The organism is Pseudidiomarina salilacus (genome assembly GCF_047323925.1).
GTDB lineage: Bacteria > Pseudomonadota > Gammaproteobacteria > Enterobacterales > Alteromonadaceae > Pseudidiomarina > Pseudidiomarina salilacus.
In genome coordinates, this window is record NZ_CP178751.1 from 914654 (window position 1) to 933578 (window position 18925).

Annotated in this window: 22 protein-coding genes; 7 read left to right on the top strand and 15 right to left on the bottom strand. The window is 51.1% G+C overall.

Features of this window, described 5'->3' with window-relative positions; translation table 11 throughout:
- Window positions 1–2: 2 nt before the first annotated feature.
- The 7 genes from hisD to hisIE are packed head-to-tail and all read left to right on the top strand — an operon-like array spanning window position 3 to window position 6218.
- Window positions 3–1328: a histidinol dehydrogenase gene (gene hisD / locus ACJ8W9_RS04445; protein WP_411360515.1), complete on the top strand. Its 1326-nt coding sequence runs from the start codon at window positions 3–5 to the stop codon at window positions 1326–1328.
- Window positions 1325–2422 carry a histidinol-phosphate transaminase gene (gene hisC / locus ACJ8W9_RS04450; RefSeq protein WP_411360517.1) on the top strand — a complete coding sequence of 366 codons (1098 nt, stop codon included), beginning with the start codon at window positions 1325–1327 and terminating at the stop codon, window positions 2420–2422. Before hisD ends, hisC begins: the two co-directional genes overlap by 4 nt.
- On the top strand, window positions 2419–3495 hold the full coding sequence (gene hisB, locus ACJ8W9_RS04455) for a bifunctional histidinol-phosphatase/imidazoleglycerol-phosphate dehydratase HisB (RefSeq protein ID WP_411360519.1): 1077 nt from the start codon (window positions 2419–2421) through the stop codon (window positions 3493–3495). Before hisC ends, hisB begins: the two co-directional genes overlap by 4 nt.
- On the top strand, window positions 3492–4100 hold the full coding sequence (gene hisH / locus ACJ8W9_RS04460) for an imidazole glycerol phosphate synthase subunit HisH (protein ID WP_411360520.1): 609 nt from the start codon (window positions 3492–3494) through the stop codon (window positions 4098–4100). The genes hisB and hisH overlap by 4 nt, the downstream gene beginning before the upstream one ends.
- Window positions 4081–4818 carry a 1-(5-phosphoribosyl)-5-[(5-phosphoribosylamino)methylideneamino]imidazole-4-carboxamide isomerase gene (hisA, locus tag ACJ8W9_RS04465; RefSeq protein WP_411360522.1) on the top strand — a complete coding sequence of 246 codons (738 nt, stop codon included), beginning with the start codon at window positions 4081–4083 and terminating at the stop codon, window positions 4816–4818. Before hisH ends, hisA begins: the two co-directional genes overlap by 20 nt.
- Entirely contained in the window at window positions 4800–5579 is a 780-nt protein-coding gene (hisF, locus tag ACJ8W9_RS04470) for an imidazole glycerol phosphate synthase subunit HisF (protein ID WP_411360523.1), read from the top strand. The genes hisA and hisF overlap by 19 nt, the downstream gene beginning before the upstream one ends.
- Before the next feature lie 21 nt (window positions 5580–5600).
- Entirely contained in the window at window positions 5601–6218 is a 618-nt protein-coding gene (hisIE, locus tag ACJ8W9_RS04475; protein WP_411360940.1) for a bifunctional phosphoribosyl-AMP cyclohydrolase/phosphoribosyl-ATP diphosphatase HisIE, read from the top strand.
- Here hisIE and ACJ8W9_RS04480 read toward each other — a convergent pair.
- From ACJ8W9_RS04480 to ACJ8W9_RS04550, 15 genes are all read right to left on the bottom strand, one after another.
- The gene (locus tag ACJ8W9_RS04480; RefSeq protein WP_411358695.1) at window positions 6178–7605 is read right to left on the bottom strand and encodes an MATE family efflux transporter; all 1428 of its coding nucleotides are present in this window, start codon (window positions 7603–7605) and stop codon (window positions 6178–6180) included. The genes hisIE and ACJ8W9_RS04480 overlap by 41 nt on opposite strands.
- A 22-nt stretch (window positions 7606–7627) precedes the next feature.
- On the bottom strand, window positions 7628–8833 hold the full coding sequence (locus ACJ8W9_RS04485; protein WP_411360526.1) for an aminotransferase class V-fold PLP-dependent enzyme: 1206 nt from the start codon (window positions 8831–8833) through the stop codon (window positions 7628–7630).
- A complete protein-coding gene (locus ACJ8W9_RS04490; protein WP_411360528.1) occupies window positions 8826–9665 on the bottom strand; it encodes an alpha/beta fold hydrolase in 840 nt (279 codons plus the stop codon). The genes ACJ8W9_RS04485 and ACJ8W9_RS04490 overlap by 8 nt, the downstream gene beginning before the upstream one ends.
- Window positions 9662–10066 (bottom strand): MAPEG family protein, encoded by a 405-nt coding sequence (locus ACJ8W9_RS04495; protein WP_411358701.1) that lies wholly within the window; start codon window positions 10064–10066, stop codon window positions 9662–9664. Before ACJ8W9_RS04495 ends, ACJ8W9_RS04490 begins: the two co-directional genes overlap by 4 nt.
- A 72-nt stretch (window positions 10067–10138) precedes the next feature.
- Entirely contained in the window at window positions 10139–10783 is a 645-nt protein-coding gene (gene adk / locus ACJ8W9_RS04500; RefSeq protein WP_411358702.1) for an adenylate kinase, read from the bottom strand.
- Window positions 10784–10901: 118 nt separating this feature from the next.
- Window positions 10902–12794: a molecular chaperone HtpG gene (htpG, locus tag ACJ8W9_RS04505; protein WP_411358704.1), complete on the bottom strand. Its 1893-nt coding sequence runs from the start codon at window positions 12792–12794 to the stop codon at window positions 10902–10904.
- A 77-nt stretch (window positions 12795–12871) separates the two neighbouring features.
- On the bottom strand, window positions 12872–13480 hold the full coding sequence (recR, locus tag ACJ8W9_RS04510; protein WP_411360530.1) for a recombination mediator RecR: 609 nt from the start codon (window positions 13478–13480) through the stop codon (window positions 12872–12874).
- 29 nt (window positions 13481–13509) lie between these two features.
- Window positions 13510–13842, bottom strand: coding sequence for a YbaB/EbfC family nucleoid-associated protein (locus tag ACJ8W9_RS04515; RefSeq protein WP_411360532.1), 333 nt, complete (start codon window positions 13840–13842; stop codon window positions 13510–13512).
- Between the two features lie 18 nt (window positions 13843–13860).
- Complete coding sequence (dnaX, locus tag ACJ8W9_RS04520) at window positions 13861–15756, bottom strand: DNA polymerase III subunit gamma/tau (RefSeq protein ID WP_411360533.1); 1896 nt, start codon at window positions 15754–15756, stop codon at window positions 13861–13863.
- A gap of 39 nt (window positions 15757–15795) precedes the next feature.
- Window positions 15796–16320 carry an adenine phosphoribosyltransferase gene (locus ACJ8W9_RS04525; RefSeq protein ID WP_411358710.1) on the bottom strand — a complete coding sequence of 175 codons (525 nt, stop codon included), beginning with the start codon at window positions 16318–16320 and terminating at the stop codon, window positions 15796–15798.
- Complete coding sequence (locus ACJ8W9_RS04530; protein WP_051986651.1) at window positions 16317–16739, bottom strand: response regulator; 423 nt, start codon at window positions 16737–16739, stop codon at window positions 16317–16319. Before ACJ8W9_RS04530 ends, ACJ8W9_RS04525 begins: the two co-directional genes overlap by 4 nt.
- A 20-nt stretch (window positions 16740–16759) precedes the next feature.
- A complete protein-coding gene (locus tag ACJ8W9_RS04535) occupies window positions 16760–16885 on the bottom strand; it encodes a hypothetical protein (RefSeq protein ID WP_411358711.1) in 126 nt (41 codons plus the stop codon).
- A gap of 51 nt (window positions 16886–16936) precedes the next feature.
- The gene (locus ACJ8W9_RS04540) at window positions 16937–17692 is read right to left on the bottom strand and encodes a DUF2063 domain-containing protein (protein ID WP_411358712.1); all 756 of its coding nucleotides are present in this window, start codon (window positions 17690–17692) and stop codon (window positions 16937–16939) included.
- Complete coding sequence (locus tag ACJ8W9_RS04545; protein WP_411358713.1) at window positions 17682–18512, bottom strand: DUF692 domain-containing protein; 831 nt, start codon at window positions 18510–18512, stop codon at window positions 17682–17684. The genes ACJ8W9_RS04540 and ACJ8W9_RS04545 overlap by 11 nt, the downstream gene beginning before the upstream one ends.
- Window positions 18497–18865: a hypothetical protein gene (locus ACJ8W9_RS04550; RefSeq protein ID WP_411360536.1), complete on the bottom strand. Its 369-nt coding sequence runs from the start codon at window positions 18863–18865 to the stop codon at window positions 18497–18499. The genes ACJ8W9_RS04545 and ACJ8W9_RS04550 overlap by 16 nt, the downstream gene beginning before the upstream one ends.
- Between the last annotated feature and the right edge of the window lie 60 nt (window positions 18866–18925).

An 18925-nucleotide genomic window follows, 5' to 3' on the forward strand; every position in this document is an offset into this window, starting at 1 on the left:
TCATGAGCGATACAACATTGAACCTCGCTGAGCGTTGCTTTGCTTGGTCAGCACTCGACACAGCGGAACAACAAGCGTTGTTGCAGCGGCCGACCCAGAAAGTCTCGGCGGCATTAACGCAAAGCGTCACTGAAATTGTCGAGAGTGTGCGCCAGCAAGGCGATGCGGCAGTGATCCGTTTGACGCAAAAATTCGACTGTCCAGATTTAACCGAATTACGTTATCCGGCGTCCCGCATTGCCGAACAAATCAGTCAGCTCGCGCCGCAAACTAAAGCGGCCATCGACACTGCCTACGGTACCATTCGTCGTTTCCACGAAGCGCAGCAACCGCAAGCGATCAGCGTCGAAACGGCGCCCGGCATTGAATGCCAAATGCGCTACGCGGCGTTATCAGCGGTGGGTTTGTATGTGCCTGGCGGTACCGCAGTATTACCTTCGACCGCGCTCATGCTCGGTATTCCGGCACAAATAGCTGGGTGTAAACGAGTGGTGCTCGTGAGTCCACCCGATCGTAACGGTGACCTAGCGCCGGCCATCCTTTATGCAGCGCAAAAATGTGGCATTACCGAAATCTATCGTTGTGGTGGTGCGCAAGCGATTGCTGCACTCGCCTACGGTACCGAATCGATTGCCAAGGTGAATAAAATTTTTGGTCCAGGCAATAGCTTTGTGACGGCTGCCAAGCAAATGGTCTCGCAAGACCCGCAAGGTGCCGCAATTGATATGCCAGCCGGCCCTTCTGAGTTGCTGGTGATTGCCGATGCCGATGCGAACCCAGCTTTTGTCGCCGCAGATTTATTATCGCAAGCCGAACACGGTAGCGATTCACAAGTAGTGCTCTTGAGTCCGGCGGCAAGTCAAATCGAAGCGGTTAAAAATGAACTCTATCAGCAGCTGAGCAGCCTCTCGCGGGCTGACATCGCATGCCAGGCGTTAGCCAACAGTGCCTTAATTGAAGTTGCAGATCTAGCTGAGGCTGTCGCTATCAGCCAAGACTACGCACCAGAACACTTGTCAGTACAAACGGCAAATGCCGACGCGCTCGCTGAGCAGTTAACTCACGCCGGCTCGTTGTTCATTGGTCCGTATACGCCAGAATCGGGCGGCGACTATGCTACGGGCACCAATCACGTGCTGCCTACCTATGGTTTTGCCAACACTGTGAGTAGTTTGGGTCTGCTCGACTTCTATCGTCGCTATACCAGTCAACGCGCGACTCGCGATGGCTTAGCCGGCCTTGCCCAAGCAATTGTCGGTTTAGCCGAAGCTGAAGGCCTCGATGCCCACGCCCGCGCGGTCACTATTCGTTTGGAGCAAGACGCATGAGTGCTGAATTCGTCAACAACCTGCAACGTCAGCACCTTGCCGAGCTGGTGCCTTATCAGTCAGCGCGACGCAGTATGAGCGGCGGCTCAACTTGGCTGAACGCCAATGAAGCGCCGCAAACACCAGCGTTTCCACAGGCACCACAGTGGAACCGGTATCCGAGCTTTCAAAGTGCCGCGCTGAATCAGGCCTACGCCGACTACGCTGGCGTGACAAGCGCGCAAGTTTTAAGTTGCCGTGGCAGCGATGAAGCTATTGACCTGTTGATTCGGGCGTTCTGTGAACCGGTGCGTGATGCAGTGATGATCACCACCCCTACTTATGGTATGTACGCAATCAGTGCTGCCACGCAAGGCGCTGCGGTCGCTGATTGCCCACTGATAGCCAGTGCGGACAACAGTTTACAACTAGACATACCCACCATGTTGCAACGGTTGCGTGATCAGCAACAGCCACGGGTTAAACTGATTTTCGTTTGCAGCCCTTCGAACCCGCTTGGCAACTTGGTGGACAGTGGTGCACTTGAGCAATTGCTCGAAGGCGTCGGTGAGCAGGCATTGGTCGTGCTTGACCAAGCCTACGTTGAGTTTATTGAACAAAGTTCTGCACAAGTGCAGATCAGTGACTGGCTGGCACGCTATCCGCAGTTAGTCGTATTACGTACCTTATCCAAAGCTTATGGTTTAGCTGGTTTACGCTGTGGCTTTGCCATCGGCCAGCCCGAGGTCATGGATATTTTGCGCAAAGTCATTGCACCCTATCCGCTACCAGAACCAACTATTAGCGGTGCGACTGCAGCCCTTAGCGCAAAGGGGATTGAGTTGATGCAGGCACAAGTTGCGGCGACTCTAGAACAACGTGAGCGTTTACTTGAAGTGCTGCAAAGCAAAACTTGGGTGGAGAAAATCTGGCCCTCGGCCACTAATTTTGTGCTGATTTCAGTCGCCGACGCCCCGGCAATAGTGCAACAATGTCAGCAAGCAGGTGTGCTGATTCGTAACCAGTCGAGCCAACCGGGCCTCAGCCCTTGCGTTCGCATAAGTATCGGCAGTGCCGAAGAAATGGACCAACTATTTGAGGTGTTACCCGCATGAGTGGACAACCCATTTTATTTATCGACCGCGATGGCACCCTCGTCGAAGAGCCACCTATCGATAAACAACTCGATAGCATCGACAAATTAGTCTTTGAGCCGGATGTCATTCCAGTGCTTTTGGCCTTACAAGCTGCTGGCTATCGGCTGGTAATGGTGTCAAATCAAGACGGTTTAGGCACCGACAGCTTTCCACAAGAAGATTTTGACGCACCACACGACCTGATGATGGCGATATTCAAATCACAGGGTGTGCGTTTTGATGAGGTGCTGATTTGCCCGCACTTTGACAGCGATAATTGTAGTTGTCGCAAGCCAAAACTCGGCTTGGTCAGTGATTATTTACAGCAAGGCAAGGTTGATTTCGGCAAGTCTTACGTCATCGGGGATCGCGAAACCGACATGCAGCTCGCTGCCAATATGGGTATCCGTGGTTTACGTTACGACCGCTCGCAACTGAACTGGCGTGCAATCCAGCACCAATTGCTGGATCAGCCTCGCACCGCGCGGGTTGAACGAATTACCAAAGAAACGGAAATCCGCATCGGCGTCGACCTAGACCGTGCTGGACCAAACAGTATTAGTACCGGTATCGGCTTTTTTGACCACATGCTCGACCAGATTGCTACCCACGCCGGGATTGCGCTGGACATCGCGGTCACGGGTGATCTACACATTGATGAACACCACACGGTTGAAGATACCGCCCTGGCCCTTGGCCAAGCACTGCGCCAAGCGTTGGGCGATAAACGTGGGATCGGACGATTCGGCTTTGCGCTGCCAATGGATGAGTGTCGTGCGGAGTGTTTGATTGACTTATCGGGTCGCCCTTACCTGCAATTGGACGCGCAATTCAGTCGCTCTGAAGTCGGTGAATTAAGTACTGAAATGGTCAGCCACTTTTTCCGTTCGATTGCAGATGCCATGGCGGTGTCTTTGCATCTATCGACCACTGAAGGCAACTCACACCACCAGGTTGAGAGCTTGTTTAAGGTGTTCGGACGTGCCTTGCGCCAAGCGGTGGCCCGTACTGGCGATCAGCAATTACCGTCAAGCAAAGGTATGTTGGCATGAGTTTAGTTATCGTCGATACCTCATGCGCAAATTTGTCATCGGTCAAATTTGCTTTTGAACGTCTCGGTTACCAACCTGAAGTGACCGCCGACGCGGCGCGCATCCAAGCCGCTGACAAGGTCATCTTGCCCGGTGTCGGCACCGCCAAAGCGGCGATGCGTAACTTGCAAGCACTTGAATTGGTACCGACGCTACGCGCACTGCAACAGCCGGTGTTGGGTATTTGTCTCGGCATGCAGTTGCTCACTAGTTGGTCGGCCGAAGGTGATGTTGCTTGCCTGAATGTCATTCCAGCGCGCACTGTGCCACTGGATAGCCAAGGGCAACCGTTGCCGCACATGGGTTGGAATACGCTAACTGCGGTCGGCGATAATCCTTTGTTAAACAACATTGCCGCGCCTGCCTACTGCTACTTTGTCCACAGTTATGCCGTGGCCGCCGATAAGTACACCAGCGCCAGCACTACCTATGGACAAACCTTCGCCGCGATGATTCGCCGCGATAACTTTTTTGGCGCACAGTTTCACCCTGAACGTTCAGGTGCCATTGGCGCGCAGATTTTGAAAAACTTTATGGAGTTAAGCGATGCTGATACCCGCGCTTGATTTAATCAACGGCGAGGTGGTGCGTTTGCAACAAGGCGACTTTGCCCGTCAGACCACCTTTGCTAGCGATCCGATGCCCATTGCTCAAGCTTACGCAGCAGCTGGTGCCCGTTGGCTGCACGTTGTCGACCTTGATGGTGCACGTGACCCTGCCAAACGTCAGGTCGCAACCATTGAGCGCCTCGCCCGCGAGTTGCCGATGCAAGTGCAAGTCGGTGGCGGCATTCGTCAACGCAGTGACATCGAAGCGCTATTTGCCGCTGGTGTTCAACGGGTGGTGATCGGCTCATTAGCGGTAAAACAACCCGAACTGGTCAGCGACTGGCTACAAGAATTCGGCAGCGACGCCATTGTCTTATCGTTAGACGTCAGTATTGCCGCTGACGGCAATGCCTATGTTGCCACTCATGGCTGGCAAGAAACCTCAGAACTTACGTTAGAACAAGCCATCGAGCGCTTTTTACCTTATGGTTTGCGCCACGTGCTGTGCACCGACATTGCCAAAGATGGCATGCTGAGCGGTTACAACACCGATTTATATTCGCGCCTCAAACAGCAGTATCCGCAGTTAGTCATTCAAGCCTCTGGCGGTGCCGCACAGCTTGACGACTTACGTGCGCTGCAGGCCATCGGCTGCGATAGCGCCATTCTTGGCAAGGCTTTGCTGACAGGCAAGTTCACCCTTGAGGAGGCATTCGCATGTTGGCCAAACGCATAATCCCTTGCCTTGACGTCCGCGATGGCCAAGTGGTCAAAGGCGTACAATTTCGTAATCACGAAATCATTGGTGAGATTGAGCCTTTAGCAGCACGCTATGCCGCCGAAGGGGCTGATGAGTTGGTGTTTTACGATATCACTGCATCGTCGGATGCCCGCGTGGTCGATAAATCCTGGGTGGAACGCATTGCTCGCGTCATTGATATTCCGTTCACTGTGGCCGGCGGAATTAGCTCTGTCGAACAAGCGCAAACGATTCTCGCTATGGGCGCCGACAAAATTTCGGTCAACTCGCCAGCGCTGCGCGACCCGGATTTGATCAATCGTCTCGTCGATGAGTTTGGCCAGCAGTGTGTGGTCATTGGCATCGACAGTTTTTACGATGCTGCCACCGACCGCTATCTGGTTTACCAATTCACCGGCGACGAAAGTAAAAGCCAGCAAACCCGTTGGCAAACGGCCGAATGGCTCAAAGAGGTGGTGGCCCGAGGCGCTGGTGAAATCGTCCTCAATTGTATGAATCAAGATGGCGTTCGCAATGGCTATGATATTGAACAACTACGTGCGATGCGTGCCATTTGTCCAGTACCATTGATTGCTTCTGGTGGCGCAGGTGCAGCTGCGCATTTTGCCGATGTCTTTTTACAAGCAGATGTCGACGGTGCGCTCGCTGCTTCGGTGTTCCATAAACAAATTGTACCTATAGCTGATCTCAAACGCACTTTGCAGCAGCAACAGATCACCATGCGCATTACCGGCTAAACCCACTACAGGACGTTGATGATGAAGATTACCCAAGCGAACCTGCAGAGTATCGACTTTGCCAAACAACAGGACTTGGTGCCGGCGATTGTGCAACATGCGCTCAGCGGTACCGTACTTATGCAAGGCTACATGAATCAAGCAGCGCTTGAGCAGACCTTGGCAACTGAACAAGTCACCTTTTATAGTCGCAGTAAGCAACGCTTGTGGACCAAAGGCGAAAGCTCAGGCCACACACTACAACTGGTCAGTGTGCACACCGACTGTGATCACGACAGTATTTTGGTCTTGGCGTTGCCACAGGGGCCGACCTGTCATCTCGGCACTGAGAGTTGTTTCAGTAGCGCAGATCATAGTGAGCAGCCCATGCTTGCGCAACTCATGCGGGTAGTCCAACAACGCCAAGCCAATGCTGACAGCAAAAGCTATACCGAACGCTTGCTCGCACAAGGCAGTAAACGTGCCGCGCAGAAAGTTGGCGAAGAAGGGGTCGAAGTTGCCCTTGCGGCCGCTGTTGGCGACCGCGAAGAGTTACTGAATGAAAGTGCTGACCTGCTCTATCACCTGATGGTGGTGTTACACAGCGAAGGCTTGGATCTCAATCAAGTGCTGCAGGTTCTGCAACAACGTCGGGCTTAGCTTGACGTTGTTGGCGCGTCACGTAGTTGCGGCTAACGTGACGCAAACGCCAAGTCAGCAAGACTGCAGCAACACTAAGACCGGTAATAAAGCCAATCCACATGCCTGGTGCGCCCATTGCCGGCACAATCCAGTCAGTGCGCGACAATAAGATACCTATGGTCAAACCGAACGGCCAATACGACACAAAAGTGATAAGCATGACGACTTTGGTGTCTTTGTAACCACGCAAGGTACCCATTGCCACCGCTTGGAAGGTATCCGACAGGGTGAAAATAGCGGCTAAACCCATCAGGGTGGCAGCGGTGTTGATGACCATAGTGTCGTTGGTATACAGACTCGCTAACCACGCGCCACCGAGCCACATAATCAAACCATTTACAGCCGCGAAGGTCATGCCATAAAACGTCGCTAACTTATGACTCTGCATGGCGTTTGCTGGGTTGCCGGCACCTAAAGCAAAGCCAACCCGCAGCGTTACCGCCATCGATAGACTCAGTGGCACCATATAGACCAGCGACGAGATATTCAGGGCAATTTGATGACTGGCCACCACAGTTGCGCCAAGCGGAGCAATAACCAAAGCAGCAGCGGCAAACAGGCTTACTTCAAAGAACATAGAGGTGGCAATTGGAAAACCCAGACGTACGATGTACCAAATGTCATCCCAATCAGGCTTATACCATTTGGCAAATACTCCGATTGCTTTAAAGCGTTTGGTCCAGAGCACATAGAGCAGCAAGCTCAAAGCCATCACCCAAATCACGATGGTTGTTGCTAAACCGCAGCCCGCACCGCCGAGTGCTGGCAAACCAAATTTGCCGTTAATCAGAATGTAGTTGGCCGGAATATTCACCAGTAGCCCAATCACCCCAATCACCAATGACGGCATGGTGTGTGATAATCCCTCACAGAAGTTACGCAAGACCATGTAAAGCACTAGCGCTGGCACGGCCCAGAGCAAATAGAACAAGTAATCGAGGGTAATGGTGCGAAAATCTGGCTCGACATTCATGGCGTTGAGAATCAACGGCGCACAAAGGATCACCGCAACGCAGAGCAAGCTGCCAATGGCCGCAGCATAGAAGCCTTGCTGGACAATATTAGCGACTTTATGGTGCTTATGCGCACCATCAAAATGCGAGATAATCGGCGCGAGCGCCAACCCCAAACCAAATACCAATAAGGTTGACGGAAACCAAATGCTGCCGCCGACAGAAACTGCGGCAAGATCGGTCGCGCTGACCCGCCCTGCCATCACCGTATCAACCACGCTCATCAACATTTGCGTAAGCTGTGCGATCAAAATCGGACCGGTTAAGCGGATAAGTTTTTTAGTCTCAAGCCACCAATGATCAGGGTGATTTGGCGCGACAGTACGGCTCATTTTATTTCTCTTTACTTGGCGATCAGCTCAGTAGCTGATAGGCATCATCTAACGCGCTGCATAAGCGCTCGCAATCGGCGGCGGTATTATAGGCGCCTAGTGACACTCTGACCACCGCTTGTTGCTCGAGCGCCTGTAAAAAAGGCTGTGCGCAGTGGCTACCGGCTCGCACCGCAATGTTTTGTTCGGCTAAAACGGCCGCAAGGTCAAATGCATGCAGTTCTGGACTATAAAAACTGATCAACGGCAGGCTAGGTTGTTGCTGCGGTAGTACGCGTAACCAACTGCGTTGGTTCAATTGGTCCCGCAATTCGCTTGCAAGTTGCTGTAGATAATCATTCAAGCCACCCGCTCGCTCGGCACTGAGCCACTGCGCGGCAAGCGCGCACGCAACAATAGCCGCAGTATTCGGTGTGCCCGCTTCAAACTGCTGCACACCTTCAAGATACCGACTCAGCTCCGCACTCACCTGCTGCACCATACCGCCACCCACCCATTGCGGTTGCAGCTTAGCTTGCAAGGCAGGTGTCGCGTAAAGCACGCCGCAGCCAGTGACGCCATACATTTTGTGCGCCGAAAATGTCAGCGCATCGCAACCTAGTTGGCCAACATCTAACGGCACACTACTGACTGCTTGCGCGGAATCGACCACGGTAATCGCGCCTTGGCGTTGCGCATAAGCCACAACCGCAGCTGCTGGCAACAATTGCCCAGTGACATTACTGGCAAGTGTCATCGCTAGCAATTTACAACGCGGACCAATCTGCGCTTGCCAGTCGTCTTGCAAGGCGCCGGTCTCGGCATCTAAATCAAGCCAACGCAAATTCAGTTGGTGGCGCTCTGCAAGGCGCTGCCATGGGAGCAAATTGGAATGGTGCTCTGCCCGCGTGACGACAATCTCATCACCCTCTTGCCAATCGAGCTGTAAACCGTTGGCAAGCAGATTCAGGCTATGGGTGGCAGAGCTGGTGAAAATCAGCGCATCAGCGGTGCCGCCGATCCAATCCGCCAATTGCATTCGCGCACACTCTAATAGGTGCGTAGCTTGCTGTGCCAAAGGATAATTACCCCGATGCGCATTGGCATGCTCAAATTGGTAGTAACGCAGATAGCGTTCAAGCACCGCGTCAGGCACTTGGCAGCTAGCCGCGCTATCCAGATAAACCAATTCGGGCTGTTCACGCCATAACGCAAACTGCGCCCGCGCTCCCTTATATGAATTAGTCACCGCCAACCTCTGCAACTGCTGATGCATGATCGCGAATAAATCCAACCAGCAGTGGGTTCACTAATTGTGGGTGGGTCAAAGGTCCCATATGTCCGCAGCTGACCTGCTCGACTTCTACCTGCGGTAAAACTTGCTGCAATTGTGCGGCTACTGTTTGCGCACTTAAGCGCGATTCGCTGCCGGTTAGCAGTAACACTGGGCAGTCGAGTAATCGATAGTCGACCAACTTATGCGGTTCGCCCATGAGTGCAGCGAAATCCATCGACACTTTATGTGCTTGGCTTGCCATCAATTGCTGTACTTTTGCCGGTAAGGCACGAAAATAACCCGCTTGATTCCAATAATCGACAAAGATTTCGGTGCTCAACATAGCGTCCGCTTGGTCAGTCTCAGTGGCTATGGTCTCGATTTCTGCCCGTGCTGGATCTTTGGCATCGAGAATATGAAAAGCGACCGGTTCATAAACAGCAAGTGCGCTGACTGGCAATAATTTTTCCAACGCTAATTTAAGCGCCAACGCACCGCCGTAGGAATGCCCTACTAACATAACTGGCGTATTTCCCCATAGCGTCGCTACGCCGTCGAGAATACGTGGTACCTCATCAGTAAAACGAAAAGCATCACTATGCTCAACATCTGCTGCAGGTGCCCTGCCGTAACCTAAAAGATCGACCGCAAGTACATCATAATCAGGCGTAAGGCGTTGAATCAGTTCACGCCACTGGCCACTATTACTTTGTGAGCTATGCAACAGCAAGACTTTGGCCCCTGTTGCTGTGCCATAGCGATAAAACCCCTGCGGTAATGGCATAGCTTCCGAACTCGCTGTCATAAGACTCGACCGATCACATAACCGATCATGTAGCCCGCTTGTACCAATAACACGATAAAGGTACCCAGCACACCGACCGTCCGCGGAAAAGATGGACCAACGCTCTTGTTCAAGCCAATGGCATGGCCAACGCGGGCAATGAACAACAAGCTACCCAGTGCATGCAACAAGATGGGGCCGGCACCAGTAAGCTCCATGAGGACTAACATCAGCAACAAAAACGGCACATATTCGGCAAAGTTTGCATGCACGCGGGTTGCCACTTCCAAATCTTTTGAATCCGCAGTGCCAATACCAACGCGATCGCGCCAACGCAGGCGAATCACCAAAACGGATAAGACAAAATACAGCAGTGCCAGCAGGCCTGCATAGAGTAAGCTAATTTCTAATTCTAACGCCATGTTGTTCTCCCATAAAAAAGCCCACACAAGGTGGGCTTCCATGATTATTATGCGTTGTGGTTAACCTAGCTATTAGCCAAGCAATGCACCGAGTTGTGCGCTAATTACGTCAACATCTTGGGTGCCATCCACTTTATGGAACTTGGTTTTACCTTGCTCCGCTAGTTTACGATAATAATTGACCAATGGCTCGGTTTGTTCATGATAAATTGCGAGGCGTTTACGCACAGTCGCTTCTTTATCGTCTTCTCGAATCACTAGCTCTTCGCCAGTCTCATCGTCCTTCCCGGCCACTTGTGGTGGATTGTGGTCGACATGATAAACTCGACCTGAGCCAGGATGCACGCGACGCCCAGCCATACGCTTGACAATCACATCGTCTGGCACATCAAATTCCAACACTACGTCGATTTCGATGCCGTTTTCTTGCATCGCATCGGCTTGTGGAATGGTACGTGGAAAACCATCAAGCAAAAAGCCATTCTGGCAATCTGGTTGCGCAATGCGCTCTTTCACTAGACCAATCATGATGTCATCAGAAACAAGCTTACCAGCGTCCATGACGGCTTTTGCTTGTTGGCCTAATTCGGTACCCGCTTTGATCGCAGCTCGTAACATGTCACCTGTTGAGATTTGTGGAATCCCAAAGGTTTTCATTAGGAACTGCGCTTGAGTACCTTTCCCGGCGCCTGGCGCGCCTAGTAGGATGATGCGCATTTACAACCTCTTTTCCTGTTTGATGGGTGTGCGTTTTGAATTAGGTCGAACTTTACCGTTTAGAGGCGTGCAATACAAGTCCGAGCAATGCCGACTTTGGTCGGCATTGCTCAGTTTTTTATGCGCCGGTAAGTTCCATCATCAGTCGATTCAAACGACTGACAAATTGCGCCGGATCTTTCAAGCTACCACGTTCTGCAAGTGTTGCCTGATCAAGCAGTAACTGAGCCCATTCAGCAAACTTAGCATCATCGCTGATGGTGCTTACTTGCTTGACCAACGCGTGCTCTGGATTCAGTTCAAAAATGTACTTAGTTTCCGGTACTTTTTGCCCTGCTGCTTCCATCAATTTGGCCATTTGCGTGCTCATGTCATTGTCATCGGTGACAATGCACGCCGGTGAATTAGTTAAGCGATGAGTGACCCGTACGCTTTTAACCTTATCCCCCAGCGCTTGTTCGAAGCGTTTCACTTGCTCTTCGAACGATTTCTCAAGCTCCTCTTGCTGTTTTTTATCTTCCGCATCGTCCAGTTCACCCAAGTCGAGATCGCCACGTGTGACGCTTTGGAATTGCTTCTCACGGTACTCATTGAGGTGACTCATCAACCACTCATCGATGCGCTCCGAAAGGAGTAAGACTTCGATCCCTTTCTTGCGGAAAATTTCCAACGCAGGATTATCACGAGCAGCCTCGTAACTGTCAGCGACAATGTAGTAAATCTTGTCTTGCTTCTCTGACATGCGCTCAAGATAGGTATCCAAGCTGACCGTAGCTTCAGATTTGTCTTCATGGGTAGAGGCAAAACGCAACAAGCTCGCGATTTTCTCTTGATTCGCGTGGTCTTCCGCAGGACCTTCTTTCAGCACAGTACCGAACGTATTCCAGAACTCTTGATAGGTTTCAGGCTCGTCTTTAGCTAGCTTACTGAGCATACTGAGCACTTTTTTGGTGCTGCCGTTGCGCATTGCGCGGGTGATCTTGTTGTCTTGTAGAATCTCGCGCGATACGTTCAACGGTAAATCATTGGAATCCATCAAGCCACGCACAAAGCGCAGGTACGTTGGCATCAACTGTTGCGCATCGTCCATGATGAAGACACGTTTCACGTATAGCTTAATACCGTGTTGTTGTTCGCGGTTCCACAAATCCCAAGGCGCGCGTTTTGGAATGTACAACAAGCTGGTGTATTCCTGCGTACCTTCAACTTTGTTGTGGCTCCATAGCAAGGGGTCTTCAAAATCGTGGGCAACAGTTTTGTAGAACTCTTTATACTCTTCGTCGCTGATGTCAGCCTTGTCACGCGTCCATAACGCCTGACCGGTATTCACCGCTTGCCATTCTTTATGTTTACCATCGTCATCACGTTCAGGCATTTGTACCGGAATGCTCAAATGGTCGGAATACTTGGTAATAATGCCACGCAGGCGTGATTCATCGAGGTATTCTTTGGCGTCATCGCGTACGTGCAAGATAATATCGGTGCCGCGCTGTGCTTTCTCGATGGCTCTCAGATCAAACTCACCTTCACCTTTCGAATGCCATTCAACCGCTTCATTACTTGCCGCGCCGGCCGCACGAGTGCGCACTGTGACACTGTCGGCAACAATGAACGCTGAATAGAAGCCAACACCGAACTGACCGATTAAACGGCTATCTTTGGCTTCATCGCCTGAAAGTTGACTGAAAAACTCTGCGGTACCTGACTTCGCAATAGTACCGAGGTTATTGATCACTTCGTCACGGGTCATGCCAATGCCATTATCGCTAATGGTAATGGTGCCAGCGTCTTTGTCGGCACTGACTCGGACCCGCAATTCGCTGTCGTCAGCCAACAGGCTGTTATCGCTCAGCGCTTTGAAGCGTAGCTTATCCGCCGCATCAGAAGCGTTGGACACGAGCTCGCGTAAGAAGATTTCTTTGTTGGAATAAAGCGAATGAATCATCAAGTGAAGCAGTTGCTTCACTTCTGTCTGAAACCCATAGGTTTCCGCTTGACGGGTCTCCGCCATGGTCATCTCTCCTACACTATTGTTTGTGAACACTAGGGCAAAGATGGGGGCGTTGGTTAGCTTTTCAAGCGTTTATTTCAATCGAATTGCAATCGTTTGCGGCCGCTAAAGGCATGTCCAAGCGTCGCTTGGTCGACATATTCAAGTTCACCACCGACCGGAACGCCGTGCGCGATGCGCGAAGTTGCAATCCGATGTTGCTGAGCAAGTTCGGCAATATAGTGTGCCGTTGCTTCACCTTCAATGGTCGGATTGGTCGCTAGAATCACTTCGCTGATCGGCTCTTGCGCTAAACGTTGCGCTAAAACATCCAGACCAATGTCGTCAGGGCCGATACCATCAAGTGGCGACAGGTGCCCCATCAACACAAAATAGCTCCCTTGGTATTGTCCCGTTTGTTCAATCGCCAGCACGTCGGCTGGCGTTTCAACAATGCACAACAGGCCGTTGGCACGGCGCTGTTCATCTGTACAAATCTCGCATACCGATAGTTCTGTCAAGGTGCGGCAATCGCTGCAATGGCCAACTTTTTCGACCGCATCGTTGAGTGCTTTCGCCAATTGCAAACCACCCTCACGCTGCCGCTCAAGTATTTGAAACGCCATTCGCTGTGCCGATTTTGGACCTACCCCAGGCAGCACACGCAGGGCGCGAATCAATTCACTAATCGCTGGACTTAACCGCATCAGAACGACCTTTACTTATTCGATAACGCTTAGAACGGCATTTTCATGCCAGGAGGCAAGTTCATGCCACCGGTCACTTCAGCCATACGCTCTTTGGTGGTCTGTTCCACGCGACGTACTGCGTCGTTACAGGCAGCCGCAATCAAGTCTTCGAGCATTTCGCGATCATCTTCGTCAGCAAACAAGCTTGGATCGATTTCAACGCGGCGCACGTTATGGTTACCGAGCATAGTCACCTTAACCATGCCTGCACCGGCTTCGCCGGTCACTTCTAACTTGGCTATTTCTTCTTGGGCTTTCTGCATGCGCTCTTGCATTTGCTGCGCCTGCTTCATCATATTACCCAATCCACCTTTAAACATATCTACCTCTTTATCTGATTAGAGTGGTTTCACGGAATCGGCAATCAACTCCGCACCAAAATGCTGTGTTAATGCTTGTACGTGCGGATCAGCTGCTAATTTAGCTTCCGCCTGCCGTAACCTTTGCTGGTCGATTGCTTGCTGTAACTCAAAAGGTGTGGGCTGCGGCGTATTTTTCAAGTAAACCGCCTGCAGTTCAAGCTGCAAATGTTCCAACAAAGCTTGTTTAATCGCATTCACGCCGTTGTCATTGAGCAAGTGTTGCCAGGCTTCGCGCACTGCCAGCTCAAAACCTTGCGGCGTCTTCAACAACACACTATTACGGGCAAGCTGCCGTGCTAGACCATCCAATTGTAAATTATCGAGATACGCGGCCCACTTATCGATTTCTGCAGCGCTGCGTGCTTCGGCCGGTATCTCTGGTAACTGCAGCCCGCTATCGGCAGGCGCCGTTGCTGGCACCGCAGGCACAGCTTCTGTCTTTAGCTGCGGCTCTGCTTCAGCTGCAGGTGCAACTGGCGTACCTTCGTTGCCGATTGGGGCTTGCCGCTCCAATGCTGGCTCAGGTTCAGCTTTCGCTAGCTGTCGCTCAGGATTTTTTTTTTGCTGCAACTGCTCGCGCGTCGCCAGCAGCGCGGCTAAGCCGTCGGTTGGACTGCTTGACGCGACCGCAGGTTCTGGCGCCGCTTGTGGCTCAGCTTCAACTTGCGGCTCAGCTTCGCTTAGTTGCGATGCTGGTACTTGTGGCTCGGGTGCTTGGGTTGCTTTTGGCGTTGCAGCGACTGTCGAGACTTCCGTCACTTCTGCCGGGCGACGCTCTTGCAAAGTCAGTTGTTTCGGCCGGAAAGCCATCATTCGCAATAAACACATCTCAACCCCACTACGCACATCAGCAGCGTAATGCAGATCGCGGCGGCCCTGCAGCAAAATATCATAATAAACTTGCAGCAATTCAGCTGGGAGTTGCTGCGCTAAATGTTGGTCTTCAGCATTTAAGTCAAGAGTTTCAGCGACTGTCGGCACGGCCTGAAACAATGCCAATTGATGCACGTAATTTTGCATCTCTCCCAATAGCTGACTGAGATCGGGGACCTGCCCGGCGATGCGCGACAAACTTTGCAACAGCGCATCACCATTACCAGTAAGCACCTGCTCAAGTAAGGTGCCTAGCTCAAAGCTTGGCACCGCACCTAACATTTGTTGCACACCAGCCATAGTGACCTGCTGCTCACCTTGTGCGATGGCTTGATCAGTTAAACTGAGCGCGTCGCGCATGCTACCGCGTGCAGCACGCGCAAGCGCCTGCAAGGCGTTAGTTTCAAAAGCGATATTTTCGGCTTGCAAGACTTCGGCCAAATGGCTGCTGATCTCGGTTCTGTCGAGCGCTTTTAGATTGAATTGCAAGCAGCGCGATAGCACGGTGATCGGCAGCTTTTGCGGATCCGTGGTGGCAAGTAGGAACTTAACGTGTTCAGGTGGCTCTTCTAGCGTTTTCAGCAAGGCATTAAAGCTATGCCGCGAGAGCATGTGAACTTCATCGATAAGGTAAACTTTGTAGCGGCCGTGCGTCGGCTTGTACTGGACGTTATCAAGCAGTTCGCGCGTGTCTTCAACTTTGGTGCGCGAGGCGGCGTCAATCTCTAGCAAATCGACAAAGCGCCCTTCGTCAATCGCTTTACAAGCACCACAACTGCCACAAGGTTCAGCGGTGATACCCTGCTCACAGTTGAGACTTTTCGCCAATATACGCGCAATCGTGGTTTTACCCACGCCGCGGGTGCCGGTGAGCAACCAAGCATGGTGCAGTCGTCCGCTTTCCAGCGCATTCATAAGGGGTTTCAACACGTGCTGTTGCCCCACGACTTCAGCAAATTTACGAGGCCGCCACTTGCGCGCGAGCACCTGGTAACTCATGCATATTTCCTTGTTATTAGACGATGCGCTTACGTTACCCTAAAATTCGCACAGGGTATAGTGTGGAATTCCGGCATCATTGAGTCGTTTCACGCCTGGTAAGGCTTGTAAGGTAATGACGAAGGCACATTCATGTAATTGTGCGGCACTTTTTTCAACCAATTGAACCGCTGCAAGGGCGGTACCGCCGGTCGCTAACAAATCGTCGATAATCACAACGTTATCTGCAGCTGTAAGCGCATCGCTGTGCATTTCGAGGGTGTCTTCGCCGTATTCGAGGGCATAACTTTGTTTTAGCGTTGCACCAGGCAATTTCCCCGGTTTGCGCAGTGGCACAAAACCTACGCCTAAGGCATGGGCCAATGCTGTGCCAAAAATAAAACCACGTGCTTCCATGCCTACTACCTGAGTGATCCCTTTATCTTGGTAACGATCAACGAAATGTCCGATAGTTGCCCGCAATGCATCTGCGTTACTCAATAGCGGTGTAATATCACGAAAGATAATACCGGGCTTGGGAAAGTCCGGTATAGCCCGAATAAAATCGGCAGGATTTACCTTCATGATGCAGCAGAACGCACGTCAGACGCTGTAGGCGGTGGCATTGAGATTTGCATAGTCTGCCAAAGGTCTGCGAGCAACTCCAACAGACGCTCGCGTTCAATTGGCTTCGCCAAACATAAATCGGCACCTGAGCGACGCGCTTGCTCCTCAATTTGCTGCACATCTTGCGTGGTCATCAGCAATAGAGGTTTATGTTTGTATGCGCTAAGGCTACGCAGATTGCGAATCAAATTAAGACCATCAAGTAATGGCATTTTATGATCAGCAAGCACCACGTCAAAGGTGTTCGCCTTTGCTTGATTCAAACCGTCTAAGCCATCATTGGCACAGGTGACAACGAAGGGCGTGTCAGCGAGCATCGCCAACAAGCTCTCTCGTGTCGCTGGCTTATCCTCAACCAGCAATAATTTAAGCGACATAATAAGCCTTTGAGCCTTATTTAAGCGGTGAGATTTTTAATCCATTGCAACGTAGCAGGCAATACAGGAACTGCAAGTACTACTAAAACTGCCAACACCCCCATCAAGGAACCTGACGAGTCGCGGAATTCTTCATTATTTGCCATAAGGGTATCCTCTTAACAACGGCGATAATTTGCGCGGCGGATCATACTCGATTATGGCCGCAACAACAACAGCGAGCGCTCAGCAAAATCTACAACCAACTGCTGCAAGCCTTGCTGCAAAACTACTTGATCAAAACTGCTAAATTGGACTTTGAGAACTTCAAATAGTTGCGTAAGAGTATGCGGTTTTTGCTGTAATTGTTCGACCACAAACGCTGTGAGTGGATTGAGTTCGAGAAATTTAACATCACCATTTAGCTCTTGATAAACCAGCACAAAATACGGTTCATTTGGCTTGGACTCTGGTTGGTAATCGGGACTAATACGCGCCACTGGAAAATCATAAATACCAAGATAAGCAGTTGGATTCAGGTTTAACTGAGTCTCTTCATCGATTGCGGCTAATGGCTGCCATTCAGTTTGCAAGGTTTTGAATCGAACATCGACCTCAACCCGTTCATAATGCGCGAGTTCAAAGGTCCAAGGCGGAAAATCTGTTTGTTGTGGATTTCCTTGGAGCGGTAGGTAATGTGCAAGAAAATCGACGAATTCCTGCCCGATTTGTGAAAACAACGGTGATTTTGCCTGATGTTGGGCGATAAAGTCACGTTCGAGTTGTTGCCATTGAGCGCTTGTTAACACGCTTTGTAAAACTGGAAACCCATTGCGCAGAAACTGCTTAATGTTGTTATGAATGAGACGCTTATAAATAGCTAGACGGCGCGGTTCAATAGCTGCGAACTGTGCGTCACTTTGCGGATCACGCAACCACTTAGCAAAGTCGACTTGTAGATCTTTAAATGACATCCGCATCCTCTTGCTGGGTAACGGACTGTTGCGTTGTCGCTATTTTCGTAGCTTCATTGAGCAATTGCGGTAACGGCGGAATATTAAAGTCACGCTCTAACACAGTTGGAAAAACACCATGACATTGGTACGCGAAATCCAGTAATTTCCAAACTTCTGGCTTGACATCAGCACCATGGGTATCAACGAAAAGATCATCGTATTCCTCATCATGCCCGGCAATATGACCATAAACGATACGCTCGCTTGGCAACGATTGAATAAATGCGTAAGGGTCGTAACCATGATTGACGCTATTCACGAACACATTGTTCACATCAAGCAACATAGAACAATCTGCTTTCGCAAGCACCGCTTGAATAAACGCAAGCTCCGTCAGGTCATTGGCAAAACTGGCATAATACGAAACGTTCTCCAATACCAAAGGTCGCTCGAGAATGTCTTGCACCTGTTTGATGCGCGATACCACGTGCTCAACTGCCTCTTCCGTAAACGGAATGGGCAGTAAATCATAGAGTTGCCCCTGCGCCGAACAGTAACTCAAGTGTTCACTATAGATGTCGATGTTGAAACGATCGAGAAACCGCTTCACGGACTGCACGAATTCAATATCGAGCGGATCTGGACTGCCGATGGACAAAGACAAACCGTGACTGGTGAGCGGAGCTTGTTCGCGTAGGGTGTCGAGTTGCCGATACGCAGCTTGGCCACGCGGAAACCAGTTCTCAGGGGCAAGCTCCCAAAATCCAACTTTGGGAGCCTGTTGTAGTACTTCAGCGAGAAACTCGCGGCGTAAACCGAGGCCTACTGTCCGCCGCAATTACCTTCACCACACTTACCTTCACCACATTTACCTTCGCCGCATTTGCCTTCTTTGGCTTTTTCATCGGCTTTTTCTTTCATTTTGGCTTTGTGCTCTTCACCGCATTTGCCTTCGCCGCACTTACCTTCACCACATTTGCCCTCTTTGGCTTTGTCATCGGCTTTTTCTTTCATTTTGGCTTTGCGCTCTTCGCCACATTTGCCTTCACCACATTTAGCTTCACGCTCTTTCTGTTCCTCCTGTTGGTAACCAGGACCCAAATCAGCGTAACTAAATGGATTCGCGGTAGCCGATAATGACATACCACCAGCTAACAGTGCGCCTACGGTAACAGCTACAGATTTCTTCATGTTGTTCATTTTCTTAACCCCTTGTTGTTCGGTTATGGAACACCTTTAACTATAGCTCAA